The 26,587-nt window shown below is 36.3% G+C and carries 21 protein-coding genes and 1 pseudogene; 13 read left to right on the plus strand and 9 right to left on the minus strand.

Translation table 11 applies throughout. The features are described from left to right. Positions 1-46 precede the first annotated feature (46 nt). Positions 47-973: an IS30 family transposase gene (locus ACR63N_RS10290; protein ID WP_472781975.1), complete on the plus strand. Its 927-nt coding sequence runs from the start codon at positions 47-49 to the stop codon at positions 971-973. A gap of 21 nt (positions 974-994) precedes the next feature. Here the strand turns inward: ACR63N_RS10290 and ACR63N_RS10295 are convergent, their stop codons facing one another. Then, positions 995-1,204: a hypothetical protein gene (locus tag ACR63N_RS10295; RefSeq protein WP_472781976.1), complete on the minus strand. Its 210-nt coding sequence runs from the start codon at positions 1,202-1,204 to the stop codon at positions 995-997. A 355-nt stretch (positions 1,205-1,559) separates the two neighbouring features. Between ACR63N_RS10295 and ACR63N_RS10300 the strand changes: the two genes are divergently transcribed. The 3 genes from ACR63N_RS10300 (at position 1,560) to ACR63N_RS10310 (ending at position 3,897) form a co-directional block, all read left to right on the plus strand. Continuing rightward, positions 1,560-2,153 (plus strand): PepSY domain-containing protein, encoded by a 594-nt coding sequence (locus tag ACR63N_RS10300; RefSeq protein WP_472781977.1) that lies wholly within the window; start codon positions 1,560-1,562, stop codon positions 2,151-2,153. Positions 2,154-2,600: 447 nt separating this feature from the next. Further along, positions 2,601-3,074 (plus strand): diacylglycerol kinase, encoded by a 474-nt coding sequence (locus tag ACR63N_RS10305; protein WP_472781978.1) that lies wholly within the window; start codon positions 2,601-2,603, stop codon positions 3,072-3,074. Between the two features lie 43 nt (positions 3,075-3,117). Continuing rightward, positions 3,118-3,897 (plus strand): PAP2 family lipid A phosphatase, encoded by a 780-nt coding sequence (locus ACR63N_RS10310; RefSeq protein ID WP_472781979.1) that lies wholly within the window; start codon positions 3,118-3,120, stop codon positions 3,895-3,897. Here the strand turns inward: ACR63N_RS10310 and ACR63N_RS10315 are convergent. Further along, on the minus strand, positions 3,865-4,413 hold the full coding sequence (locus ACR63N_RS10315) for a manganese efflux pump MntP (RefSeq protein ID WP_472781980.1): 549 nt from the start codon (positions 4,411-4,413) through the stop codon (positions 3,865-3,867). The two genes, ACR63N_RS10310 and ACR63N_RS10315, sit on opposite strands and share 33 nt — an antisense overlap. Positions 4,414-4,448: 35 nt before the next feature. Then, a complete protein-coding gene (locus ACR63N_RS10320; RefSeq protein ID WP_201532028.1) occupies positions 4,449-4,724 on the minus strand; it encodes a metal/formaldehyde-sensitive transcriptional repressor in 276 nt (91 codons plus the stop codon). 103 nt (positions 4,725-4,827) lie between these two features. On the opposite strand from ACR63N_RS10320, the gene dmeF reads away from it, so the two are divergent. The 8 genes and pseudogenes from dmeF to ACR63N_RS10360 all read left to right on the plus strand — a co-directional run bounded on the left by dmeF (position 4,828) and on the right by ACR63N_RS10360 (position 16,600). After that, a complete protein-coding gene (gene dmeF, locus ACR63N_RS10325) occupies positions 4,828-5,748 on the plus strand; it encodes a CDF family Co(II)/Ni(II) efflux transporter DmeF (protein WP_472781981.1) in 921 nt (306 codons plus the stop codon). A gap of 29 nt (positions 5,749-5,777) precedes the next feature. Then, a complete protein-coding gene (locus ACR63N_RS10330) occupies positions 5,778-6,125 on the plus strand; it encodes a DUF3147 family protein (RefSeq protein ID WP_227673153.1) in 348 nt (115 codons plus the stop codon). A 153-nt stretch (positions 6,126-6,278) separates the two neighbouring features. Continuing rightward, entirely contained in the window at positions 6,279-6,851 is a 573-nt protein-coding gene (locus ACR63N_RS10335; protein ID WP_472781982.1) for a PepSY domain-containing protein, read from the plus strand. Positions 6,852-7,029: 178 nt separating this feature from the next. Next, positions 7,030-7,689: a response regulator gene (locus ACR63N_RS10340; protein WP_201532031.1), complete on the plus strand. Its 660-nt coding sequence runs from the start codon at positions 7,030-7,032 to the stop codon at positions 7,687-7,689. A gap of 112 nt (positions 7,690-7,801) precedes the next feature. Continuing rightward, a complete protein-coding gene (locus ACR63N_RS10345) occupies positions 7,802-9,382 on the plus strand; it encodes a sensor histidine kinase (protein ID WP_472781983.1) in 1,581 nt (526 codons plus the stop codon). Positions 9,383-9,510: 128 nt separating this feature from the next. After that, positions 9,511-10,312: pseudogene (locus tag ACR63N_RS10350) on the plus strand (COG4705 family protein). A 596-nt stretch (positions 10,313-10,908) separates the two neighbouring features. After that, positions 10,909-15,762: an NACHT domain-containing protein gene (locus ACR63N_RS10355; protein WP_472781984.1), complete on the plus strand. Its 4,854-nt coding sequence runs from the start codon at positions 10,909-10,911 to the stop codon at positions 15,760-15,762. Between the two features lie 241 nt (positions 15,763-16,003). Continuing rightward, on the plus strand, positions 16,004-16,600 hold the full coding sequence (locus tag ACR63N_RS10360) for a hypothetical protein (protein ID WP_201567578.1): 597 nt from the start codon (positions 16,004-16,006) through the stop codon (positions 16,598-16,600). A gap of 230 nt (positions 16,601-16,830) precedes the next feature. On the opposite strand, the gene ACR63N_RS10365 is transcribed toward ACR63N_RS10360, so the two are convergent. The 6 genes from ACR63N_RS10365 to ACR63N_RS10390 form a co-directional block, all read right to left on the minus strand. Next, positions 16,831-16,992, minus strand: a complete 162-nt coding sequence (locus ACR63N_RS10365; protein WP_201567576.1) for a hypothetical protein — start codon at positions 16,990-16,992, stop codon at positions 16,831-16,833. A gap of 176 nt (positions 16,993-17,168) precedes the next feature. Next, on the minus strand, positions 17,169-20,315 hold the full coding sequence (locus ACR63N_RS10370; protein ID WP_472781985.1) for a site-specific integrase: 3,147 nt from the start codon (positions 20,313-20,315) through the stop codon (positions 17,169-17,171). Continuing rightward, positions 20,308-22,623, minus strand: coding sequence for a hypothetical protein (locus tag ACR63N_RS10375; protein WP_472781986.1), 2,316 nt, complete (start codon positions 22,621-22,623; stop codon positions 20,308-20,310). Before ACR63N_RS10375 ends, ACR63N_RS10370 begins: the two co-directional genes overlap by 8 nt. 2 nt (positions 22,624-22,625) lie before the next feature. Further along, positions 22,626-23,180, minus strand: coding sequence for a hypothetical protein (locus ACR63N_RS10380; protein ID WP_201532036.1), 555 nt, complete (start codon positions 23,178-23,180; stop codon positions 22,626-22,628). Between the two features lie 12 nt (positions 23,181-23,192). Continuing rightward, positions 23,193-24,503, minus strand: coding sequence for a DUF1376 domain-containing protein (locus tag ACR63N_RS10385; RefSeq protein WP_472781987.1), 1,311 nt, complete (start codon positions 24,501-24,503; stop codon positions 23,193-23,195). Positions 24,504-24,556: 53 nt separating this feature from the next. Further along, positions 24,557-24,820, minus strand: a complete 264-nt coding sequence (locus ACR63N_RS10390; RefSeq protein ID WP_201582887.1) for a MerR family transcriptional regulator — start codon at positions 24,818-24,820, stop codon at positions 24,557-24,559. A gap of 246 nt (positions 24,821-25,066) precedes the next feature. Here ACR63N_RS10390 and ACR63N_RS10395 point away from each other — a divergent pair, with 246 nt between their 5' ends. Then, the gene (locus ACR63N_RS10395) at positions 25,067-25,966 is read left to right on the plus strand and encodes an XRE family transcriptional regulator (protein ID WP_472781988.1); all 900 of its coding nucleotides are present in this window, start codon (positions 25,067-25,069) and stop codon (positions 25,964-25,966) included. The last annotated feature ends 621 nt before the right edge of the window (positions 25,967-26,587 follow it).

Below are 26,587 nucleotides of genomic sequence, written 5' to 3' on the forward strand. Positions count from 1 at the left end.
GCTAGCATCAAAGTTTTTATCCACCGACCAAAGTGAGATTGCAACCATGAGCTATACACATCTAAGCCTAGGTGAACGATACCAGATTTATGCCCTTAAAGGGGCAAAACATAGTATTAATTTTATAGCGAGGGTGTTAAACAGAAGTCCCAGTACCATATCAAGAGAGCTTAGGCGTAATAAAAGCCTACGAGGTTACCGAGCAAAGCATGCTAATAACAAGGCTTGTGACAGACGGGCTAACAACGCCACAACTATTGTGACTGACCTCTGGGCATGGGCGACAGACAAGCTTAAAGAGAACTGGAGTCCTGAGCAAATATCTGGCGTTCATGCTGGTATCAGTCATATGAGCATTTATCGCTATATTTGGCGTGATAAGAGGCAGGGCGGTACATTGTGGCAGTGTCTCAGACGTAAAGGAAAACCATACCGTAAACGCCTAACCGCTGAGACCCGTGGTCGTATCAATGACAGAGTCTCGATTCATGAGCGCCCTTGTATTGTTGAAGAACGCTCACGTATTGGAGATTGGGAAGCGGATACCGTTATCGGTCAGCATCACAAGCAAGCGATTGTCACGCTCGTTGAACGTAAAACGGGGCTATTGAAGATGAAGCGTGTGGGTCATAAAACAGCACAGCAAGTATCAGAGGCAATGATAGAACTCTTAGCGCCAGTGAGGTTGCAGGTTAAGACCATTACCTCTGACAATGGTAAAGAGTTTGCTCAGCATAAGAAGGTGAAACAAAAGCTCTTTAGCCCTTTCTTCTTTGCCGATGCTTATGCGTCATGGCAGCGAGGAACCAACGAGAATACCAATGGCCTTATCAGAGAGTACTTGCCTAAGGGTTGTGACTTTAGACAAGTCTCTGATAATGAAATACAGGACATTGAGAACAAACTAAACAACAGACCAAGAAAACGATTAGGGTTTAAGACGCCTATGCAGGCGTTCTATAATATTAATTAGCGTTGCACTTGGTGTGTTAATCTAAGATTTAATTAAAAAGTCATCAAACTGGTTTTGGATGACAACGTGCTCCATTCCATCTAACTCACTCAACCCATAGGTGTTGAGCCAAAAAACTTCGTCACTATTTGAGTTAAAGCTTAACTTTGTAAGATCATCACAAGGCATATTTGACACTTGTGACGATGAATAAGCAATAAGGGTCGTATTTTGTAAGAATTTTTCTGACATCGTTTTTACCTTATGAAGAGGCTTTTAAACAAAAGCTTAAAACCTCTATAGCTTGAACAGATTTAACATCTAGGTTAAGCATAAGAATGAGTAATGGCTTTTATTTTGAAAAGCACTATATTCACGCTTAAGTTAACAGATATTTGCCTTTAAAGGTTTGGCTAAGACCATTTAAATACCGTCTTGAATAGCTCAAGAAAAAAATTTTTATTATTTTTAACTCGCTAACTAAACCCTTAATCCTCGCTAAGTTTCTCCTATGTCGTCTCTCGTATTATAGATTTATACCCACAAGGTAGCTGACAAAACCACTAACGGTGTGTCAGAAATTGATTTAATACAAAGGATGACTCTCATGAAAAACTTATCAACGCTAACCAAATCAGCACTCATCGCCCTTACTATTGCAGGTGTAGGTGCAACTGCTATAGCCGCCCCTGTTACCAATACCAAAGCAGTAACAGGATCAAGTGAAGCCGTCAGTGCTATGCAAAGTAAAATCAGCTTAACGCAGGCAATCGATATAGCCAAACAAAACGCCAAAGGCGATCTGGTCAGTGCAGAGTTTGATTATGACGACGATGATGATGATAAAGGTACTGCAACGAGTGAATACGAAGTTGAATTCATCTCTAATGGTACCTCTTACGAGGTCAAGATCGATGCCAATACTGGCAAAGTTATTAAGACTGAGCAAGAAAAACTAGATAAAGAAGATATGGCTGAATACAGCGCCATGAAGCAGGCCAAAGTTACGCTAACTAGTGCTATGCAAAAAGCCACTCAAAGCGTAAATGGTAAAATAATTGGTGTTGAGTTCGAGCTTGAAAAAGGACAAGCCTTATATGACATCGAAGTTGTCAAAGACAATCAGATATACGATGTGAGTATAGATGCCAATACTGGCAAGGTTTTGAGTAGTCAAGTTGATATGGAGGATGATGGTTAAAAAGCAATCAAAGCTCGGAAACTAAGGGCCAACTGGTTGTCTCTAATAGAATCGTTGAAACAATTGATCATATCAGTGAGTGCACTAACTTTTAGCTTTTATCTCATCATTAATAGGAAGCAGTAACCGATACAATGATAACCAAGGTGTCGGCTACTGCTTTTTTAGTATATGTCGAATTTAAATTTCAAATTAGTGATAGTGCACTGTCAATTTTCTGAGATTGATAGTCGTTCTATTTAAATGAATTTAAGCAAAATGATTAAATTTATTTCTCTTAACGTTTTCTTAACAACCTCAAGCTCATACTGATACCCAAGTGCTAACCAGTGCCCTTCTCCTACACTGGGATCATTACAACAATAATTATATCGGTGATTGCACTTTTTTATTTTATTTTTAAAACCTACCATCTACTCTGCTTTTAATAACTATTAAGCCATTAATATGAGCCCTCTTAAGCCGATTACTCTTGAGAACGATCAAGAAAACTCATACTCTAAAAATCAAGAAGTATCTAATACTCTACTTGTAGCTGATAGCTTTGCCAGTAATGCTAAAGGTAAAAAAGGGCTGGCTCGTATCTTAAAAGCTACAGGATACTCTATAGATGGTTTTAAGGCGGCTTATAAGTTTGAAGCAGCGTTTAGACAGGTTTTATGGCTCAATCTCGTACTGTTCACAATCATTATGTTTATGCCTTTTGGCGTAGTTATCAAAATGATGCTAGTAGTTGCCTCTTTCCTATCTCTTATCGTTGAGCTTATCAATACGGGTATCGAAGCGAGTGTCGATCACACCTCAACCAAGCAACATCCTTTAGCTAAGATAGCCAAAGATGTCGGCTCTGCTGCTCAATTTCTATCGCTATTGCTGTTGTTTGTTTTGTGGTTGATGGCAGTATCCAGTCTTTTATACTAACTAATGCTTATATTTTTTGCGATTTAATAAACAAGGCGTTTTAATGACTTTAGAAAATAACTCATCTCATTGGATGTGGCTCAAGCTACTTTGCTTAACTATCATTGCAACTCTGATATTTGAGCATAGCCAGTTTGATATTCGTATTAGTGAGCTTTTTTATACTAATGGACAATGGCTTATACAAAAAGGCGCTCAGCCTTACGCCTTTATTTTTTATGATGGGCCTAAAACGTTATTAATTTTATCAGCTATCTATTTATTAGCTATATTAATTGTCAAATACAGACAATCTTCAAATAACACTTATATTGCCAATAGTAAGTTCAATAAATTTATCGTGCCCTTTTCAATTCGTGAGATAAGTTACTTACTGATTATTCTTATTGCAGTACCTTCTACTATCGCGCTATTAAAGGGTGTCACTCATGTCAGTTGCCCTAATCATTTAACCTTATTCGGTGGTGACTTACCCTATTTAAACATCTGGCAAAATATGCTCGCTAAAACCGATGTAAAATGCTTTCCAGCAGCTCATGCCAGCGCAGGATTTTCTTTGTATGGTTTAGCATTTTTACCTACTTTGCATAAGTATCGCTACAGAATATTTGAAATCGTAACCGTATTAGGTTGGACAATGGGACTCTATAAAATGCTATTTGGCGATCATTTCTTTAGTCACACCTTAGTGTCGATGTTGCTGTCGTTAACCATTGCTTGTGCGCTGGCCAGCGTGTTTTTTAGAAGAGTAGCTCATAATAAAAAGCATCATAAAGGGCGTCATAATACTTTAAACAATCATTTTCACACCGATCGCTATTAGCACTACCCCGCCCAAAGCTTCTGCCCAACTGCCGAGCCATGTCCCTGATTGGCGTCCTATATAAGCCCCTAAGACACTTAAAACAGCTGTCGTCAGTGCTATGATTAAACAGGCAACATAAGCATTAACCGACAATAGATTCAAAGTAAAACCTGCCCCCATCGCATCAAGACTCGTTGCTATAGCCAACGACAGTAATGTTTTATGACTTAAGTTAATCCGAGTATCATCATCATTAACTGAACGCGACTCATAGAGCATCTTAATCCCAAGCGCAACCAGTATGACAAAAGCAACCCAAGCAGCCCCTTCAGCAAACCAACCTAGCATGGTAGAGCCAAGCGCATAACCAATCAGCGGCATCATCCCCTGAGCAACCCCGAAATATAATCCAATAAGTAACGCCATTTTTATAAACTGCGACTTAACATCGCTTCTATGCGTTGAACCAAGACCAATTGAAGCCGCAAACGCATCCGCAGCAAGTGCTAACGCCAATAATAATATTTCTAACATAATAAAATAGTACCTTTTTAAAGACTTTTATCTTTCTACTTTAGGTAAGTTTTTAGGATAGATAACACATCTTCTATCTCTTGTTGTCGTTGTTGCGGGGTAATGTCTTCTGCCCCTAAATGTTCTCTTATATGCTCTTCTAAGACCTCCTTCATAAGACCATTTACCGCTCCCTTTAATGCCGCTATTTGCTGCAAAAGAGCCATACATTCAGGATTGCCTTCTAATGACGCTTCTATTGCTACTGACTGACCTTTGATACGTCTAATGCGCCCTAGTAGCTTGCTCTTGTTTTTTTGAGTATGTGACATTGTTTTTATTACCTCATTTTATACTGGGGGGTAGTATATTTATTGATGATGTTTATAATACATAAGATTGCCATCTTTTCATACACAGCTAGGGATTTGAAACGTGAAAGAATCAAGTATTCAGTGGGAACACTCTCATGATTTCGGTGTCGATAGCACCCAAAACAAATCTAAAGTAAAAATTGTATTTTGGTTGACGACGATAATCATGGTTTTAGAAATCGCTGCTGGTACATGGTCTGGCTCCATGGCATTACTTGCTGATGGGTGGCACATGGGCACGCATTCAGCCGCATTTCTTATCGCTATCTTTGCTTATTCGTACGCTAAAAAGAACGCTAATAATAAATCATTTAGTTTTGGTACGGGCAAGGTAAATTATCTCGGTGGTTTTGCGAGTGCCATTGCATTAGCCATTGTCGCATTATTAATGATTTTAGAATCAGTCCAACGAATAGTAGAGCCAAATAATATACATTTTAACGAAGCCATTATCGTTGCCGTTGTCGGTTTGATAGTAAACATAGTATCGGCATTTATACTTAAAGATGACCATCACCACCATAGCCATGATCATCATGGCGATTCCGACCATCATCATGACCATGATCACAATATGAAAGCGGCTTATTTACACGTTTTAGCGGATGCCCTTACTTCTGTGCTTGCTATCGTGGCGTTATTGACCGGTAAATATATAGGCATCATCTGGATTGATCCTGTCATGGGCATTGTCGGTGCAATAGTGATTCTTCACTGGTCTTATGGATTGATCAAAGAATCGAGTACCGTGCTTTTAGATAAATCTGTTGATGTTGCAACTTTTGAGAGGATATCGCAGACTCTCGATAAGAAAAATACGATTATTAACGATATTCATGTGTGGAAAATAGCGTCAACCCACCAAGCCGCCATTCTTTCAGTTTCCTCACCATACCCTTTAAGTACGGAAGAATACAAAAAAATATTATCAGAATCCCTACCTCAGCTGTCTCATGTGTCTGTTGAAGTTAATAAAATCTGAATAGAGTGATCTGAATCTAGGAGTGTGATTTGAATATATGGCTTAAATACGCAATTACTGCCTCACTGGTTGTTGTTATCTCGGAGGTTGCCAAACGTAGCGACAGAGTCGGCGCTTTGCTTGCCTCCTTGCCCTTAGTCACGCTTCTTACCTTAATTTGGCTGTATGTTGAAAAGCAGCCGATCGCTAAGATAAGTAATCACGCCTACTACACCTTTTGGTATGTTCTCGGAACGTTGCCTTTTTTCTTGTTATTCCCTTACCTGCTCAATAAATTTGGTTTTGGTATGGCACTATTGTCTAGTAGCTTGCTGACGGCTTTATTTTTTGCATTATTCGCAACCGTACTACAAAGCTTTAAGATAAATCTGTTCTAGTGAATAGGTTTCATCACTCTCAATTTTTCAGCCTCTAATCAAACGCTTACTCTACGCTAAGTTTCTCCTATGTCTTATTTTGTATGATGGACACATCTGACATTCACATCGATGATGTAGTCAGCCATGAATCTTAAATACGGAGTAAATATTATGAAAAAACTATCAACACTAAGCAAATCAGCCATCGTTGTCGTTGGTGCTCTAGGTATCGGTACCATCGCCATTGCCTCAGGTCAAATACCCGCTATTTCGGGCGCAAAGACTAGTGACGCAGTTGCAATAGCGAAAAGCAAAATTAGTCTAGAGCAAGCCATCGCTATTGCGCAAAAAACAGTCAAAGGAGACTTAATTAGCGCTGAATTTGACCAAAACGATTATATGACAGGTGGCGAGTATGACATTGAGTTTATCGCGAATGGTGTGGAGCATGAAGTAAAAATTGATGCCAGTAGCGGTAAAATTCTCAAGACTAAACAGAAAAAACTCGGTGCGGAAGATATAGCAGAATATAACGCTATGAAACAAGCACAGATAACCCTAACCCAAGCCATGCAAAAAGCGACGGAAAGTATCAATGGTAAAATTATTGAGGCAGAGTTCGATTTTGATAACGGCATACCCGCTTATGAGATTGAAATGGCTAAAGGGATGGAAATATACAAACTAATGATCGATAGCATGAATGGTCAGGTTATCAGTAGTCAGTTAGACGATGATGATTAATGCGGTAAAAATTTAGTTTTAATATATCTCCACGAAGCTCTACTCTGTACACTAGTATCGATTAGAGCTTTTTAATTCAAATACCGTTTAAAAAGTACCACTATAGCTAAAGCAAACCGTCTTTTATATTTTGATAACCCTAATAGCCAAGAAAATAGCTCACAAATAAGGAATACCCATGCGCGTATTACTGGTCGAAGACGATTTTATGATTGGTGAGAGTCTGAGTGAAGCGTTGCAAGATGAGGCTTACACTGTCGACTGGGTGAAAGATGGTCGCCAAGCTATCCTGACATTAAGGGTGCAGCCTTATGACATCATCTTATTAGATTTAGGCTTGCCAGAGGTTGATGGTATGGGCGTATTAACTGCTATGCGTGATGCCAGGATTGATACACCAGTGTTAATACTCACCGCACGCGATCAATTAAAAGACAGAATTGCAGGATTAGATTCAGGGGCCGATGATTATGTCGTTAAACCTTTTGAGCTAGCAGAAGTCTTTGCACGAATGCGTGTACTGATTCGCCGTGCCCAAGGTAAAGCGGATAATCAGGTAGTGGTTGGCAATTTGAGTTTAGATACCGCGCATAAACGAGTCATGATGGATAGCAATCCTGTAGATTTAACCGCTAAAGAATACATGCTGCTCACTACCTTTATGCAGTCTCCTGAAAAGGTGATGTCAAAGACTGAGCTTGAAGACTCACTGTATGGCTGGGGCGGTGAAGTTGAAAGTAACGCCATCGAGTTCTTAATTCATAGCTTACGTAAAAAGGTCGGACAAGCTAGAATTAAGAATGTTCGCGGCCTTGGATGGTATATCAGTAATGCCTAACTTTAAACACATGACTTTAAAAACACCTTGTCATTTCTAGAAGATAACTGATATGCCTAAATTCCGTAAGCTCCTTAACTCCCTACAATTCCAACTAATCTTTTGGTCCGTTTTGTCATTGTTACTATTGGCCATAATCGCGGGGGGTTACGGGTTTTGGTATAGCTATAACGAGATAAATGACTTTCAAGATGATAATTTAAAAAATACCGCCGCTTTATTAGAGCAGTCGCTTAATATTAGTAGTTTAAATAGTAATTCGGCTGCTTTAGGCAATGAAGAACATGCCAGCAGCAACATCCATTTTGATACCGATGACGATGATGGTGCTATCACCGTTGATATCGTCATACTCTCTGCTTCACTCGATAACGGAGTACAAGATTATCAGAACAATAAAAGCGATGATGAGCATGATTACTCAGAGCCTATACCGATGGCGTTAGTAAGTGGCATTCCAAAAGGAATAAGTGATCAAGATATTGACGGCCATTCTTGGCGAACTTATAGAAATGATGTCGAGATCAAGTCTTTAGATCCTAATGAAGAAGTGGCGCTAATCTTACGCCAACAGACGGATTTACAGGATGATTTAGCCAAAGCCAGCGCTTTACAGTCTTTTTTACCGCTTATTATCGGTATAGCATTATTACTGCTTTTACTCCCTTTTATCATGTGGCGAATGATGAAACCTGTGCGCCAATTACATCATGAAATAAGCGCGCGTAATGAAAATGATTTAAATCCATTACAGATTGACAGCCTACCCTCTGAATTACTACCATTAGCCGAATCCCTAAATAGACTATTGGCTTTGGTGAAAATCAGTATTGAACGTCAGCAACGCTTTATCGCTGATGCCGCTCATGAACTGCGCTCGCCACTGACTGCCATTTCATTACAGCTACAACGACTACAGCGTATTACTAATGATGACATTATGTCGGAAGGTCTTGATAAACTAGCTATTCGCCTGAAACGTAATCAAAGTTTGGTTGAGCAGCTATTAACACTGGCACGAGCGGGTAATATCAATACAGCACTCAGTAATGAAGATACATCGACTAACGTTAAATTTATAATCGAACAAGTCATCGGTTTACTCATACCTATTGCAGATAATAAGAACATTGAGCTGACTGTCGATTTAGAGTCTAATAGCAAAGTAAAGATAGATGAGACTTCACTATTAATGCTCATCAAAAATCTGATTCAAAACGCTATTATTTACACGCCAGCTGGTGGTCAAGTAATGATTAAACTGTACCAACTTAAGCCACACTCAGATAGCTTGAATAAATTAGCTCTAAATACTCAATATAATTTTGGCTCACATATAATTCACTCTGGAAAACCAAGTAATCTATATAAAACGTCAGGTAGCAGATTGGTATTGCAGATAATAGACTCAGGTGCAGGCATTCATCCTAGCGATTATGAAAATGCTTTTGACCCTTTTGTACGGCTCAATCAGCTAACAGCAGCTACTGATCAATCCAGCGATACTATAAGCGCTTCAAGATCAGATAGTGCCAGTAAGCAATCACAACAAATAGAAGGCACAGGACTTGGGCTCTCTATCGTCAAGTCAATCTGTGAGCAGGCAGGTATCGATGTCTTTATGAATGACTCTACTTCTGAAATTTTAAATTTAAATGGTAATCGAGGACTTTGTATAACGCTAATCTTCTAAACCCATACATACAAATTTTAATAGCTTTAATTAGCTATATCTTCACACTTTCTTAACTCCTCTACTGATAATTTAGTGACGTCTACAACGTAACATTAAATTTGCTTCTCAATAGAGTGAATCCACCTATGAATACAACCTTGAACGCCCGATATTCACCCACTGGTTCTAGTTACGATCCCCTGTTAAAAGCTTTGTCCAAAGTTCCAGAAGTTACCCTTCTTTTTTGGATAATTAAAATCGCTGCTACCACGCTTGGTGAGACAGCAGGTGACGCCTTATCTATGTAGCTAAACCTAGGCTATATTGTCAGTACTGGTATATTCGCTGTATTGTTTGCTATAGCAGTAGCCACCCAAATCAAAGCTAATTCATTTAATAAATGGTTATATTGGATCACCATTATAGCGACAACGACTTTGGGAACAACGATAGCGGATTACGTGACTAGATCCTTAGGAATTGGCTACGCTGGCGGGTCAGCGCTGCTAGTAGCTCTACTTGGTATGTGTTTAATAGCGTGGCAAAAAACGATGGGCAGCATTGCCGTCAATAGTATTAGCAATACCTAAAGCGGAAGTATTTTATTGGACGACAATTATATTTTCGCAAACATTAGGTACTGCACTTGGTGACTGGGTAGCAGACACTAAAGGCATGGGCTATACAACGAGTGCTATCATTTTTGGCTCTTTATTAGTACTTATTGCTCTAGCCCATTTTGGTACTAAAATATCTAAAACACTACTATTTTGGAGTGCTTTCATTCTAACTAGACCTCTAGGAGCAGCGCTAGGTGACTTCTTAGATAAACCTATTGATCATGGCGGTCTTGCATTGAGTCGCTTTGGTGCATCAGCTGCGCTGTTAGTTTTTATCATTGTCTGCTTATTAGTATTCAAGCAGCGGGCTAGCACTAAAGCTCACTGATGATTATGTTTTTAGTAAGATTATTTTATAGATTAAATGATAATTTCTTAGATGCTCATAGCTTTGTTAACGAGGGGCTGCAATTATTAGTATGATGAATAAATATGGATAATGATTAGATGTAGGTAGTAGTAAAAAAGGTTGCTCACGTATTATAAAATATAGCGTTAGCACCCTTTTTGTATTTATCATTTTACTTAGGTGGTGTGCTTAATATTAGGGTTTGAAGCGGCGAAGCCATCATCAGCTGCTAACGCCAATGCTAATAATAGTATCTCTAGCATATAACACTCTTTACAAATGTTATTATCTGGATAACTACCGCTTAATTGTGAAAAATATTTTGACTTCCTAAGCTTATTTTAAGGTTCGTTTGTTGTAATATTTATAAGACAGATTACGTTCGATCTAGTTTGTTTACGATATCTTAACTACTTTTAGTTTGTAATAACAAGTTCGCTGGGAGTCGGCTATTTTAGGAGCTCAGCCTTACTCATAGCTTTAAACAACCTCTCTATTCCAAATTTAGCATATACAAATAACTTTAAACCCTTATATACTAACTAAACCACTGTCATAATCGAAACGGCTATTCCATGCTTGATGAATTCAATACTACATACCTTCATACTCCTAATACTTCTAAAGTAAAACCTCCAATTCAAGGAACAGTTGATACTTTGCCAGTTGAAGAGTTGGCTTGGGAAGACTTTGAAAAGCTCTGCCTTAGAATAGTTCAAATTCATCATTCGATTGATGATTGTGAAATCTATGGTATTAAAGGTCAGAAGCAGGATGGTATTGATATCTTTGCCTATAACGGGGATAAGTACGCCTCTTATCAATGTAAAAAATATCAAAAAGTGAAAGAAGGTGATTTAGACAAAGCTGTTAAAGTTTTCGAAGATGGAGATTGGTTTAAAAATAGTGATGAATTTACCTTTTGTACCAGTACAACGCTGGATAGAACTGAATTACAAAATAAATTTAATGAGTTGAAAACCAAGCTTGCGAACCAAGGTATCACATTTAAGACACTCGATAAGTCTAAAATTTCACGACTATTAAAAGACTATCCATCCATTGTATTCGATTTTTTTGGTGAAGGATGGGTGAAAGCATTTCATGGAGAAGATTCACTAAACCAAATCCGAAAGACTAAGAAATTAGATGCTCATCAAATTACTATTTATCGAGTAGAGCTCTATAGGATATACGATACTATTTTTCAAAAATATGACCCTAGCATTCCGTCTGGCTATCTGGATGATTGTGCTATCAGGCTTCAAGAACGATTTATTAAGCCAGAATTTATACAGAAACAACAAGCAAGTGAGTATAGACGTCTTGATAAGAGAGTAGATGATTTCGAATACTCTGATGTTCCCTCTAAAGAAGGTGAACTAGATAAAACTAAAGAGTCTAAGAGTTTTGAAGTTATTAATTATGAAACCGAGGTTCGATTGAGCATAGATGCTCATTTACCTACCTCAGATAATATAATGATACTAGGAGAGCCTGGCTCTGGCAAAAGTACATTGTTACGTTATCTTGTATTAGACTTATTATCTACGCATCCCAAACTTGAAAATATAACTAAGAAATGGGGCGACTTACTACCTATTTGGTTGCCATTCGCATTTATTACTAAAAATCTGCATCGAGATGAAAACCTTAACCTTAGTGACTTATTGTGTTTATGGTTCAAAAGTAATAACAGTGAGTCTATATTCGATATAGTCAAAGATGCGTTAGATGACGAACGCTTACTATTGGTAGTAGATGGTGTCGATGAATGGACAAATATAACTGTTGCCAAGCAAGCTATAGCAAAAATTGAGACTCAAACCTCTCTCAAGAATGCGAAAGTTATTTATTCTAGTCGGCCTTACGGATATAGACTTCAGCAAGAGTACTTCCAACAATTACAAATCCATACTATAGCCAACCTATCCGATACTCAAAAAAAAGAACACATAAGTTATTGGTACACTAAACTGATGGCTCATTTAAATAAGACAATTAACGGATACGTTGAATTGGAGACAAATCAATTTTTAGTAGAGTTAAAGAAGTCTAAAGATCTCTACAGATTATCCGACAATCCTTTATTACTTAGCATACTAATTTCTCAACGATTTCAGAATGCAGTACTACCTAAAAATAAAGTAGAAATACTTGAGAGTATTACTGAATACTTGATAAAAAAACACCCTACTAAACGCCGAGTATCAGCAAACATATCAGAAGAAGTAGACCTTGATTTTGATATTGAAGAAGTCTTTATCATACTGGCTATGCATATTCAAGAAGAGCATCATGATGGAGTAATATCAAAAAATGATGCAACCAAGGTAATTAGCAAATACTTTGAAGAAGAAATGCACTATCACTCTCCGCAAGCAAAAAAACTCAGTAAAGATATATTGGATATTGGCGCTAACAAAATTGGTATCATCATAGAAAAATCACCTACTGAAATTGCTTTTATGCACCGTCAGTTTCAAGAATTTATGTCTGCTAAGTACCTTATGAATTTTGATTCTGATGTATCACAGGGCAAGATTGAGGCTTATGCAAGCTTACTACAATGGAATCAAGTGATTACTTTTTACTTTGGCTTAATCCCCTCGCCGAAGAAAAAATATTTTAAACAGCATTTTGACTGTATAAAAATATCGGAAGGTAATGAATTACATTATGTCGACTTTCTGAAAGCCTCTATAGCCTTAACACTAAGCAATGCACCAGTGGATTTGTCCAAAAACTACCTTAGTGATTTCATCAAAACATTCGAATACGAGACCAATCCTACCAAAAAAGAAATTATGTGGGAGATACTGTTAAAAGCCCTTTTTAATAACAAAATACGTTCTCAACTACTCGATTTCTTTTTTAGATACTTCCCTAATAAGTATAATTACAGTGATACTCGTCTACAAGCACTAGAGCATGCCAATTTCGACCAACTTACACCAGCTATCAAAGAGTTTCTGTTTAAGTCCATTATTGATGGAAACCATTATCAGAAATTAGAATCGTCCAAGCGAATACAGAAATTTATTGATGATAAGTGGCTTTTTGATAAAGTTGCTCAACTTATGGAAAGCTGTTATAACCCTGAAATACTTGCCTATCTTATTAATTCAATAATCTCTGACAAGGTCGATAATAGGATTAAAAAGAAATATGTAAACAAGTATGGAGCTACAGAGCACCCTGATATTTTTGTCTTTGTCATGAAATTAAAGATTCATTTAGGTTGTCATACTATTAAAGACTTAGATACGTTCGTTAATAAGCAAAGAAGCGCAAGTTATACACTTGATGATGAGATTGAAAGAATTTTAATTGATGGTTGGTCAAAGAGTAAAGAGCTCTACATACATCTTATTGACTCTTTAAACTTACGTATAAGTGATGCAAAAATTAGGAAAGAAACTGCATGGCGTATCTTGTTTGAACACTATAATGACTTAGACGAAGTAGTAGATAGGATAACAGAAGAGTTTGAAAATAAAGAGTATCCTTTTTCATTTATGCATTCCGCTATTTTATGGAAGTTATTAGCAGAAAACTTTAGTAACAATCCTAAAGTTATTTCAGTAGTTAATAAGAAAATCAAAAGCGCCAAAGGAATCCATCCACAAATGGAAAAATCCTATGCTGGCTTGATTGGACGTACGGATGAAAATAAGAGAGAATTCTTGGATACCTTAGAAAGCTCTTCTAGTGCCTATTGGTCAATAACGGCATTATTAGCTGGTTGGAGTTGTGATAAGGAGGTACAAAAGTCTTTAGAAAACTACTTTAAGTCAACTAATGCATACGCGTCTATATCTGCATATTATATAAAAGATGTGTTTAGAAACAAACCTTCAGAAGGTGTTATTATCGCTGAAGGTATACTTTTTGACAAAGAGTGTAGATTTAGAGAGCGTGCATTATCTCCACTAATCACATTAGATAGAAATTATTTTGATAAAAATGTCTTAGACAATTTTATTGATTACGAACTTGAGTCATTGAATAAAGAGACTGGTCGATATTACGAAGCATTACATACAATGATTAATCATTTTTATGAGAATGATAAAGTTAAGAAACTAGCAATTCAAAACCTATCAAAGTTTCCAGAAGTAATTTTTAAATACTATTCTTCCCTAATCCTCAATTTTGAAGATCTAATTTCAACCTCCTTACCTTTGGCAGAAAACTTGCGATTAAAGCTTATAAGTGAGCTGGCTCAAAACCGTATTGGTGATGATGAAATTGTAAGTAGATTAAGCCAGTTCCATGACGAAGAGAATGAGGTGATAAAACCAGCCTCTGCTTTAACATATTTCGACTTTATAAAGGAAAAATTTCCTGAAACAGTTTTGGATGTATCTCAAAATTTAGTGTTCCAGACTGGACCGACTTTTCAAGTGGATAGACGCATTGCTTTTTTTGGCTTTCTAACTCTAGAAAGTCTAGATGATTACTATCAGCTATTAGATGAGTCTCAATACATGGCAGATAGAACCGATGAAGAAAGACGTGCTAGTCCTGAATTAAGTTTTGACGATAGTTATAGACATAGTAGAGTTATGACAGATAAACTTATTGCAAACTTCGACTATATCTATAAAGTAATCGACAAAGACTTCAGTAAAATATCAAGACACAGTATCGATAACCTCCAACCTCTTTGGGGGTTCATAGCTAAATATTCATCAAAAGATGCTCAATCCGCCCCCTACATCTTAAGTTTTATTGAAGATAATATTGATGACATCGATAACATTAACCTTATAGATTTCCTAAGCAAAATATCAACAAATAGTAATTCTTTGAAGAATATTCTAATTAAGAATATTGATAGCGATAATGAAGGTTTGGCTGTCTATAGTGGTCGAATGCTTGGAGAACGCTTTAGCCAAGATAAGGATGTATATGATCTAGTATCTCAAATCGAGGGTATAGACAAGCATTCAGGTAGGTTAATGGCTTTATGTTACGGCTGGCCTAAAAATGAAGAGCTAAAAAGTGAATTTGATAAAATTGCAGAAAAATCTATTTCAACAAATAGAGATTTAGCGTATTCGATGAAATTTCTATTCAGAGATTTGAAAAATATAATGGATTTTTTTGATATCGTTTTCCTTAACTATAATGAAGCGTATTATGAATACCATTTTTTCTATCAGCCATTAATGCGAAGGTTTAAAAATGATACAGCCCTTCAAGCCGAAGTCAAGTTTCAACTACTAGATACGAACTCTACCCATAAAAAGGTATCTTTCTATTCACTATTAGAATCAGCCGGGCGTATCGATAAAGATATTCTAGACTGGAAGAAAAAAGAACTGCTCTCTGATGATAAGCACCATTATGGTTACAATATTGTTGATAATAATTTATTTTCACTGGGTGAAGTTTTAGATAATGTGAGTTTTGAAATTTTATGATATGGAAACTATAGTAATTTTAATTATCGAAGCTTTAAATTATATTCAAGTTAATTTGCTGACAAATAAGGTTGGTGCATATTAAAAAACTAAAGCCTAAATTACGTTACCTTGCCTAATCTTTCCTAGTATTTTTATAATAAAATCCGCTTATTTTTAGATGGTTTTTTATTGCGTATTATCGTTCAAATTATATTTTTAGTGTGTGTAATAATATTAGTCAAATATTAGGGGGGGGCATATGCAGGAATTATTACAACTGCCATTGCAGGTTCAAGCCACACTTGTCGCGGGTTATCTAGGCTATATATTGCTCAGGCGTGATTATAGAAAGACTGAAAAACTAGTCGATGTGTGGATGCTGATATTGGTATTGGGTCTACCAACTGCTCTCGCAGTGCAATTATGGGACTCAGCCTATGCTTACTTCTCTATACCGTCTGGGATATTGATAGCGTACTGGTGGCTGACAAGAGGCGAGAAGAAATGGAGAGACTACTTGTACAAAAAGAAAGTGAGTAGCACTCTAAATTTAGGAAATGTATGGAAAACGCTATCTTCACATAAAGGAGTAGCAGCAACACAGATCAAACTATACCACAAAGACGGTACTTGTTATGCCTCTCAAAATACAAGTGAATTTTTAGACGAGCCATTTGCACCATTTACTATGGATGAGGATGGTATCGCCTTCTATGTAACGCATATTGCAAAAGCAGGTGAAAACTGGGAAGAAGAGGATGATGTCAAACTGGCAGACGATCTTGGCAGTATGGTTACCTACTTCCCTAGAGAGGATATCAAACTTTTAGAAATGCGTTATCACAAACAGACTTAAACATATTATTTTTTTGGTTTTTTAAGTGGAGGTAGTACGTTGGTTGGTGGGCTCGGCCTTTGTCCAATAGATGCATCACCTAGAGGTCTACCAGAAGAACCCCCTCTATCGGATTTTATTTTACGATCTGAACCTGAATTATTATTGTTTGAATGCCCCATAATTCTATCCTAATAGTTTTGATAAGTTGAAACCCACAGATAAGTTTTACTAAAAGTAAGGTTAATATATTATTTTTTCGGTTTTTTAAGAGGTGGCATGTTGCTAGAGGGTGGGGTTGGTCGCTGCCCGTTATTACTTAATGGCCAAGAACCCTTATCTGATGGCTTAGAACCCTTATCTGATATTTCTTTACGATCTGAATTCGTACCACCGTTATTTGGATTTTCCATAGTTTAGTCCTAATAGTCTAATAGATAAAATGTCTGTAATTGCTACTCCCAAGCTATTTCAAACTTATGCCATACAGCAGTGAATGTAAAGCTTTAACTTAAGCGTACTACCTAATATATCAAATCCACTATCGCTCATCTTGTAGGTTTACCTATAATATCAAATAGCATAGACTCTACTCTATATAAATCAGCACACTCAATAAATATCCAAGATACTTCAGCACACCTGATGAAGCATAATAATTCTCAGATATAGCCATATTCTTATCTGATCGTTTGATTTTTTTCTGCACTACCCTAACTTCATAACCATGGAAATTTTGACGACTTCCAGTACGTATCTGACTATCTAGCTTCAAACATCGTTTTAGTTGAGTTACTTCGTTTTCACTTGAAGCTCTAATTTGCCAGTGTAGTGCATTAATAAGTTTGCATCCTACCTCTAAGAACTGCTCTAACATCTTTATTTCACTAGGCTTGATCCCAAAATGTATAGATGATGTTTTTAAATTCTGTTTAGCTACGAATATTTCAACAAACATTTTTAGTTGATCGGGTTCATGAATAGACATCTGGTACGCCTTTTCTAACGCTCTAACTAATAACTCTTGATTCTTACTACCATTTGGTGAGCTTAATAACAGTTTCTCATCGCTAGCAAAAACCTGATTTGCATTGTAATATAACTGTCTAGCTTCGGTTATATTAATGCCATGTCTTATAGCAACCTCAGGCAATAGTCTATCTCGTTTTTCTAAGTTAAGTTTCTGTAGCTCTTCTAAATAGGCAATCACATCCGAATATTTTTGATGAATAAAAATAGATTGCGATGCTAATCTATTAGATTCTATGACTGGCGAATTTGTAGAAATATTAAGACTATCAACAAATAAAGGGTTCTTATTAGTCACTAAGCTTTTAACTAAGTACGATCTTAGCAGGCTAAGTCTTACCTTTTTAGACTTAGCATCGTAAACATCTTTGTTTTGTCTATGTATAGTCTGATATTTTAAATCTGTGATTTGCTGAAAGACTGTATAAGGAAGTTGTAACTTAGCATCAGCTAACTGTATTGCTGTATGCAGGTGGGCAGTATGAATGTAGTGCTCAAATGTTGTATCAGGTGTCAAATGCCCTGCAAAACTTGCCAGCCCAAACCATGATCCTTGTGCTTTATGGTAGCCAAGAATACCCTCAATAATAGTCTCACGCTGCTTAGCATCATAATCTGTCATTATTGATGCTAAGGAAGACTTACCTAGCACTAAAGCCAGTTGGCTTATGGCTGTATGTCTAAAGCTATGAAAAGTAAAGTCATGCTCTCCAAGCAGTCTATCCCAAATTAACTTCATCATATTACTAAAGAACGTACTCGGTAATGGCTGTTTACCTGAACCTTGTGAGAACAAGTATTTCCGTTTTAACCGTTTCTGATGCTTAAAAAGCTCGATAAACAAATCCATTTCATCTTTTTTTAAAAGGCAGTTAATAGGTATTACACGACTTGCACTGCTACTTTTAAGTCTACGATAACGATTCGGTCTTATCCAAATCTTAGGCTCATCAATTTCTTGATTATAATTGTCAGTATAAATATCTGCAATATCTGAAACTCTAATACCAATGAGCTCTTTTATCCGTAGCCCTGTTCTATAAGCAATACTCAGAACAACTAGACAAATTCTTTTCTGCTCAAGCTCTAACTTTGATTCGTCAACATATACTTTCATAGCATGGTAGATGCGAGGAGAAATGATATTAGCTTTGACGATTTGCCTATTATTACGCCATGCAAAATATACATAGGGCGCATCATGACACTCACGCTGATAATCATGAAAAGCTCTTAAACGACCATAAGTAAAACCTTGAACATCTTTAAACTTATTTATATAAGTACTATCATTACCACTTGCCAGCTCATTTTCAAAATTAGAATCCTTATTTATGACTGATTTTTTTCGACCATCTTTATTTTTGCTCTGAATAACTTGCTCATAAATAACCTCAAAGTCTTCGCCGTCCCATTTATCTATATCCTCATTAATTGTCAGCATCAACCAATCGCGCCCTATACACCCCAAATATTTGCTTATGCTCTCTTGATTTAAACTTTTATCATCCAATAACTGACGTACCCATCCTAGTATGCGCTGTGCGTTTGGTTGAAGAAACTCATTCTGTAACTGCTCAATACCATCTATGGCATTTACTCTAGTATCTTTAAGCTCTTCCTGAATTGCTCTGATCATATTTTTACTAAACGCAGGATAACTTATACTTTCTCTACTTGCATTTATAGGCTTAGAATAATCTAGTTCAAATAACTCATTCCATTGCAGCTGTTTAACATTAGAGTTAATTTCTTCTTTATTGTAACTAAGCAGCTTATTTATAGGTAGACTTGTAGTTTTAATTTTACCCTGCTTGATCGTAGCTAATGCATTATCAATATCAGCTCCTTCTAATTGTCTCCAGTGATAGTTAGCGTATTTGATCAGGTGTGAAAGATGTGGCTTTGTCTTATCTTTGTTTTGCAGTGAAAGTTTTCTACTAATATCACTAATTATTGTATCGAAAGATTTAATGTCTCCCTTTTTAAAAACTTTATCCTTTAACGCATATAAAAAACACAACGTTACGTCATCTGGAACATACTCAACATAGCGTTTTAATTCGCTGTCAGGAGTATCACTTGAGTTTCTACTAGATGACTCCCAACACCCATAACTATTATCGTCAATAACTAATAGAATAATCGGTACACTCTCAACACCTACCGTATTACCTTCACTAGGTAAATCTATTCTATAGACTTCGGATTCAGCCAAAAGCCATTCGTAAAATGCTTTTAATACTTCAATATCGTTAAGGCCGCCGTAGACAATGCTGCAGAATATCGCGGATTCGACCAAATCATTGGTAGTGAACTTTACCTTCCTTTGCCATATTTCTATCATTTCTCGGCTGGCTTGACTGACCTGTGACCCCTTTACGAACCAATCATAACCAATGCTCAAGCTGTCTCTCTCTGCTAAGACAGGAACAACTGGCTCATCAAGATAAACTTTATGATTTTTATTATATATACGAATAACTTCTAAAAATCCTTGACGTGCCAGCTGAAAACTAAGAGGAGTGTCAAAGTTGATTTCTAAAATGGTATTTATATCTTGGTAATAATCAAACAGATCTATACCTTTACAGAGTGGATTAGAGTTCATATAAGACTTAACAAGGCTTTTAGCTTCGTTCTTAATGTCCTCATGAGCGCTATTACGATTCTCAGCTCTTAGCTTATGTGCAACTAGCTCAGACATATATAGTCACCTCAACTTGTTTCAGATTAAGTTCATAAGCAATTTCATCCAAATAGTTACTTATTCCCTTTAGCTCATTAATTGATAATGAAGACATTGGATGCATCGCCTCCTGATCAGGGTGTTCATGACCGTAAAGAGCGCATATCAAGTGCTCTGGCGCTCTATTTACTAACATTGATCGCAACTGGTGTCTCAGCCAATTGTCTTGATGACTAAAGAATCTCTTTAATTGATAGCGAACTTTGCTAGGTGTAATGCCTGAAAACCCCTTAGGGTTTTTACTAAAGATTTGAATAATAGGTTGGCGAGAGTTTAAAATATCATCTATGGGAAACTGCTCAGAGGGATATATAACATTATGCAGTGAAGCAAATTCTTTTATATATTCAATATAATTTTGTATCGCTATAATTAAAAATTTGCTTAAAGGTATGAGTCTTCCCTGCTCTTGTCCTTGACGCTCTTCTTTATCAGAGACCCAAAACAACCCTGCTATAAAATCAAGCTGGTTTAACACACCTGGCGCATGTACAACAGGTCTTATACCTGTCTGAATCATGATAATATGCCATAGCCAAATACCATAGGCATTAAACTGCTCTATATAACGATCCTGTCGAATACTTAAGTTTCGCTCAAGGCATCCATTAAAACTTTCGGCTCCATTCGCTAATTCTGAAAAGAACTTTTGACATGTCAGTTTATTTAAAGCCATATCACTACCGATATAACTCTGGCGCTCTATATTTTCTGATTTAGTTTTGTAATCTTGACGAAGCTGTGATTGAATCATATCAGGACAATATTTTCTCATTAACAAAATAGCACTTCTATATGTATTCTCAATACTATTAGAATCAATGCTTGTGTAGTAAAGAGGCGAGCTATGTCTAACGTCAACACCAGTGATTAAATCAGCGTGCAACGGCTCATTTAACTTATTTTTTATGATGAGGTATAGAGCTGAATTTATGTGTTGATAACTGAGTGCAGGCAGGTCTAATTGTTCTTGTAGGTCTTTTAGTATTTCAGATATATCTGTATTTTCGATATTGACTGCGTCAATAATGGAATGCAACTGAGTAGGTAAAAGAAGTATAAATTCGTTATCAATGCTCTTGCGATGTTGCAGTAGATGACTTCTGCGATTCATAGTAACGTTTACTACAATCTTCAAAGTGTAGTAGCTTTCACCTATTATTTTTTTACTGCTGAGCCACGTGCGTTGGCTTTTCTCTTTGCCAAGTTCATTAATGACTTCTTGGATCTTACGTCCACTAAGGAATGACATTAAGATAACTACATAGCCAAAACGACTATAATCATCCGTAACCATTGAAAGCTGCCAAACTCTATTAAACAATTTTTGAATACTGAGTAAACTTAACTGCCTTAAGCTTGTTGGAAAGCCAAATTGATTGCGCCTAGCGTGGCGAAAGTTATTTTTGAGTTTCCATTGCTGCAGCTCAGCAGACTTAGCAGTATACTTAGAAGGCTTAAAATCATTATCTAAAAGCTTCTCTGGATCATCATCAGCTAAATTTTCATTGGAGGACACATTATCGTTTTGGTGACTTATCCCAAATATAGTGGCTCTAAGTGGTTCATCATCACTATCAAGAAAAACCTTGTTTAAACCAACACTATTATTGTCAGTGTCATCAGACTTAGAATAAGTCTTGCCAATAAACGCTTTATCTTCCGCCACAACCTCATAGGCGAGCCTAATGCGGCTAATTTTTGCTGCCAGCTTTGTATTGACAACCTTATTTGACGCTTCTGACTGCTTAGTTAAAGCCTCATACTGGCGAATAGCATTTAGTACACTTTCTAATGAACTCTGCTGGGCATGTATACCAATGAGCTCATTTATTATTTCAGATTGAGGATTGTGCGAATTTAATCCCATTCTGACTCTAACGCCTAACTGACTGACCTTAGCAAAGTGATTATCCTCTCGCAGTGTGATCCTTAAAGTTATTTGTAGGTAAACACTCATAAACTGCCAAGCACTGTTTTTGCTATCTACCGTTCCATATCTTTTATAAAACATTACGAGCATATATGAGACAGCCCATTCTTCAATTTTCTGCTCTTTAATAATCGTATTAGCTATGCTAGCGCATTCATTTCTTGTAAAAGTCACCTCAAATAAATTTATAGTGGAGTTTATATTCAGAGCAAAGTCTGGCCTAAAGCCCACTACGTAAATAATCAAATTTTGTATTTTTAGACTGTCAGGGGAATCTTTAGGTATTAACTTATTGAGAGCTGTTTTTAGCTCATCTCTACTCAAATTCATCATAATTAGTTCACCAGCCAATCCATGTTTTTTGGAATACCTATCACATCGTTCTCAATAGATCTTCTGCATTGTTGATACTCAAAGCTTGCCTTTTTAATACCTGCATATTGACAATACGACTCAACGGATAAAACCTCTATGCGCATCAATTTACAAATAACTGAGCTAGGCGCTGTCTGCTTAAGCGCCTTAAACAAGTCTAGATGATTAATATTTTTTAAATTAGTAAGTTGTACTACTTCAGACCATGCCAGCATTTGAATATCTTTGATGCTCTCAGGCGTAACAAGACATGGATAACTGTCCACGTCTCTTACTCTTAATAAGTCATTAACTCTCTCAAAATCATTAATAAAGTAATATGTATCACTACTGTTTTTGATCACTCTAATAGGTGGACAATAAAACTTATCTAGATATCTAATGCTCACAGAAGATGAGCTAAGCCTAAGTCTTTGCCAAATTATTAAAGCTTGCTCAGCTTGTGGATGTACAATTAATTTGTCTCTATCTAAATTAATGAGCTTTTGATTTGGTTTTAAGTTTGTAGTTTTCATACTGTCTCAAATTTATTTTTCTTTTTGTATTTCAATTATTAATCGATCATAAGTCTCGTCCTGCGACTCGCCAGGCATTTGATGTTGTCCTATATATGTGTAGGTTTCATCAACTGACATATTTGGTAGCGATGATCTCCATAACCCGTTAAGAACTACATTAATTTTAGGGTTGGCTTTAACTTTAGAAGTTGATGAAGTTTTATGACTTGGATGATAAACATCAGTCGTAATCTCTCTGCTATCATTCTTATTTGATTTGCTGCTTCTCTCATTTTCCCAGTCTTCATCATCGATATTGAAGCGTTTATCGGTCTGCTTTTTAATAGTGCGTTGGCCATCTACAACACGCTGTAACCATTGGCGTAGTCTTAGCTTACGAATACCTTCACTTTCTAAAGGCTTGCCGTTCTGAGCCTTCTCTGCGTAATAAGTTTTAAAATCTTCAACGTGTAACTTATACTCATTATCTGTCATTTCTAATTTCACACTTGCCTGAGATAGATCAACTTGCATAACGCTCTTTGAGGGTGCTTGCCATTTTTCAATACCATCATAACCGCTAGTGGATAAATCATGGTTAGTATCATTTTGCTCAACAAAATCAGTTTGAACATCTGAGCACACAATAGAAGAACCTTGTGAGTGCGCCTCTCTCTCAAATGTTTCTTGTTTTCTGTTTTCTAGTTCATGTTTTATAGTTATAGCTTCTTTTTGCGTGACTATTGCGTGACTCTCAGAGTGACACGTTGCAATGTTATTGTTGTTTGAGTTAATTTTATGCTGATGTATGTCAAATAATTTTCGCAACTTAGTCATGCCTTTAGTGCCTGTGCTATCTACACCTATGTCTGATAACTGCTGACGCATTATCTTTTCAGCATCACGTGACTTGGCTTTTCTTTGAGCATCAGTTAAGGGAGTGTTTGAGATAGTGTTACTATCATCAGTCGTGACATCACTACTGCCTGTTGTATCGTTTGTACTATTTTCCCAGTTGCGAGCCCTATAATTTTTTAGAGTAGTTTCCCACGCAGTGTGTTTATAAGATTTAGTACGTTTATCCAATTTAAATTTATCTTTTAAAATTATTTCTAAGGCCTTTCTTTCATTATCACTGTTACAAGATAACCTGTGCGCCAATAGATCTACATCAGAAGTAAACGGCTTACCATCTTTTAAATAATTCGTACGCATATCTAAATATATGCTTTTCTCTATACGCGTCATATGGCGAGTTTCAAGCTCCCAGTCACCGAAATTATGATTAACATAATGCATGGCACTAGAGCTAATTGGTGTATTTTTTGAATTCCTCATCATTAATATCCTTAAATATAATTTGTCCTGAATTTACTAATACTTTTCACAAACATTTAATTTGATGTACATGACCTTTGGCAGACATCAAGATATTCATCAAGATGTTTTTTACGATATAAAACATGCCTGCCAGCTTTGCTATAAGTAATAGCGTCTGATTGATGACAGCGCATATGTTGTAATGTGTGCAACGACTTGCCAATATAGGCGGCGGCAAATTCAGGAGGAAAAGGAGTTTCTGGAGCAGCTTCGATAACTTTTTGTCTTAACACCTCTTTTTCATCATCTGTATATTCTGACCAACTTTTTTTACTCATAGCATTCACTCATTTAGTTGTTATCTAATGAAGGTAGATATAGCTCATAAGAAGACTTTAGCTTATGATAGTTCTTTATTTGTATAAATTGTGTTTATTTTATTTCTATTGATAGGTTTAAATTATAAAAATAGTTACTTTATAACATAAAGTTACATTAAAAGAATTTATATTATATAAAGTTTCCTTTAATTATTTTATACTGAATTATCAAAAGAAACTTTTAACAACAGCAATGGATTATTTATGAGTATGGATCTTGATAAAGTGGCTGAGAGAATTAAAGATTTAATGGACTCTAAAGGCTTAAAGCAAGTTGATGTTGTAAAAGCTATAGGAATTTCCAAATCGAGCGTATCTAAATGGCTAAATGCTAAAGCCTGTCCAAGTGGGGAGTATCTTCGCCGCCTCTCTGAAGTATTAGAAACTTCTGAGTATTGGATACTAAACGGTGAATATCCTTACAGTTCTTATGAAGATATTGACGACGCTATGGACTATATGAACGCTTACGAAGAAAGTATGAGGGATCATTACATTGCAGAGCTCGGTTTAGAACCTGATCTTCCATATAGCATTCGATTTTTACAGGAAGAGTTTGAAACTAAAATGTTTAGTGAGCATGAAAAAATTGAACAACAATATCAGCTTTCTGCTGAACAAGAGCGTGAAATAGAAGAGTATGAAGAGTGGCTAGAATGGGAGGAAAAAGCGGATGATTTTATTGAAAATAGGTCAATATTGGAACAGATAAAGAAATACTCCAATTTAAGTATGTTTATAGAAGATTTTAAATATGTAGAAGAGACATTAAGATTGCAATCTGAGATTGCTAGAAGAACGAATACTAACTTAAATAAGACCTTATTTTATAATCAAGAAGATAGTTCGATGGAGCCACTAATTAGTGTTGGTGCACAGTGCTCAGTAGATTTAACTAAACGCACTATAAAAAATGGCAAGTTTTACTTAATAAGAAGGAATAGTTTTTACGGGGTAAGAGCACTATTTAGTCAGTCTGATGGTGGTCTGCTACTACAATGTAAGAACAAGGAATATCCAGATGAGAAAATTTCTAAATCTAAAATAGATAGCTTAGAGGTTCTCGGTTACGTTTATGCTTGGACTAATATGGATCCTTGGTAAAGAAATGTCTTAACGTGATCTTAAAGCTACTTATGAAGAGTGCTAAATATTAAAAAAAGGTCATCTGCACCTTTAGGAAGCATAAGCAAATAATAAGCTCGACTATCCAAACGCGCTAAATTATTAGTTTGATGACAATTGCACGAATAAGGAGTGGGTCAGTGACATTAAATGCATCTGGACTACTAACGACTGCTTATATCTAACATAGGATAAATAATTATGTGCTATAGAGCTTATCGGCTAAGCCGCAAATAAATGTATGGCAGCTGATTCGATATGCTGCGCATTCAGTGTGATAATTAGGAATAAACGATTGAGCCAAGATTTGATTGTTACAATCTATACAATTCAACATTTTGCACAATGTGATGATAACTTTTTTGATACTCCTAACTGAATCGAAGTCCGTCATATAAATGTGCTTCACCATATTGAAATTAATGACGAGATCTAAAATCAGTTAAATAAACCAATTTTTAAAAGTAATTTTGATACTTATTTGATACTCGAAAAATATTGTTACATCTTTTTAGTTATAGCTAAACATAGTTGATTTAAACCTAAGTCATTGTTTATAAATATATTTTACCTCTAATCATTGCTTATTATCGTTAAGTA

The organism is Psychrobacter sp. M4 (assembly GCF_055699795.1).

Bases quoted from the DNA above. Each gene is read 5' to 3' on its own strand.
- ACR63N_RS10290 (WP_472781975.1), top strand. From the start codon at position 47: ATGAGCTATACACATCTAAGCCTAGGTGAACGATACCAGATTTATGCC.
- ACR63N_RS10295 (WP_472781976.1), bottom strand. From the start codon at position 1,204: ATGTCAGAAAAATTCTTACAAAATACGACCCTTATTGCTTATTCATCG.
- ACR63N_RS10300 (WP_472781977.1), top strand. From the start codon at position 1,560: ATGAAAAACTTATCAACGCTAACCAAATCAGCACTCATCGCCCTTACT.
- ACR63N_RS10305 (WP_472781978.1), top strand. From the start codon at position 2,601: ATGAGCCCTCTTAAGCCGATTACTCTTGAGAACGATCAAGAAAACTCA.
- ACR63N_RS10310 (WP_472781979.1), top strand. From the start codon at position 3,118: ATGACTTTAGAAAATAACTCATCTCATTGGATGTGGCTCAAGCTACTT.
- ACR63N_RS10315 (WP_472781980.1), bottom strand. From the start codon at position 4,413: ATGTTAGAAATATTATTATTGGCGTTAGCACTTGCTGCGGATGCGTTT.
- ACR63N_RS10320 (WP_201532028.1), bottom strand. From the start codon at position 4,724: ATGTCACATACTCAAAAAAACAAGAGCAAGCTACTAGGGCGCATTAGA.
- ACR63N_RS10335 (WP_472781982.1), top strand. From the start codon at position 6,279: ATGAAAAAACTATCAACACTAAGCAAATCAGCCATCGTTGTCGTTGGT.
- ACR63N_RS10340 (WP_201532031.1), top strand. From the start codon at position 7,030: ATGCGCGTATTACTGGTCGAAGACGATTTTATGATTGGTGAGAGTCTG.
- ACR63N_RS10355 (WP_472781984.1), top strand. From the start codon at position 10,909: ATGCTTGATGAATTCAATACTACATACCTTCATACTCCTAATACTTCT.
- ACR63N_RS10360 (WP_201567578.1), top strand. From the start codon at position 16,004: ATGCAGGAATTATTACAACTGCCATTGCAGGTTCAAGCCACACTTGTC.
- ACR63N_RS10365 (WP_201567576.1), bottom strand. From the start codon at position 16,992: ATGGAAAATCCAAATAACGGTGGTACGAATTCAGATCGTAAAGAAATA.
- ACR63N_RS10370 (WP_472781985.1), bottom strand. From the start codon at position 20,315: ATGTCTGAGCTAGTTGCACATAAGCTAAGAGCTGAGAATCGTAATAGC.
- ACR63N_RS10375 (WP_472781986.1), bottom strand. From the start codon at position 22,623: ATGATGAATTTGAGTAGAGATGAGCTAAAAACAGCTCTCAATAAGTTA.
- ACR63N_RS10380 (WP_201532036.1), bottom strand. From the start codon at position 23,180: ATGAAAACTACAAACTTAAAACCAAATCAAAAGCTCATTAATTTAGAT.
- ACR63N_RS10385 (WP_472781987.1), bottom strand. From the start codon at position 24,503: ATGATGAGGAATTCAAAAAATACACCAATTAGCTCTAGTGCCATGCAT.
- ACR63N_RS10390 (WP_201582887.1), bottom strand. From the start codon at position 24,820: ATGAGTAAAAAAAGTTGGTCAGAATATACAGATGATGAAAAAGAGGTG.
- ACR63N_RS10395 (WP_472781988.1), top strand. From the start codon at position 25,067: ATGAGTATGGATCTTGATAAAGTGGCTGAGAGAATTAAAGATTTAATG.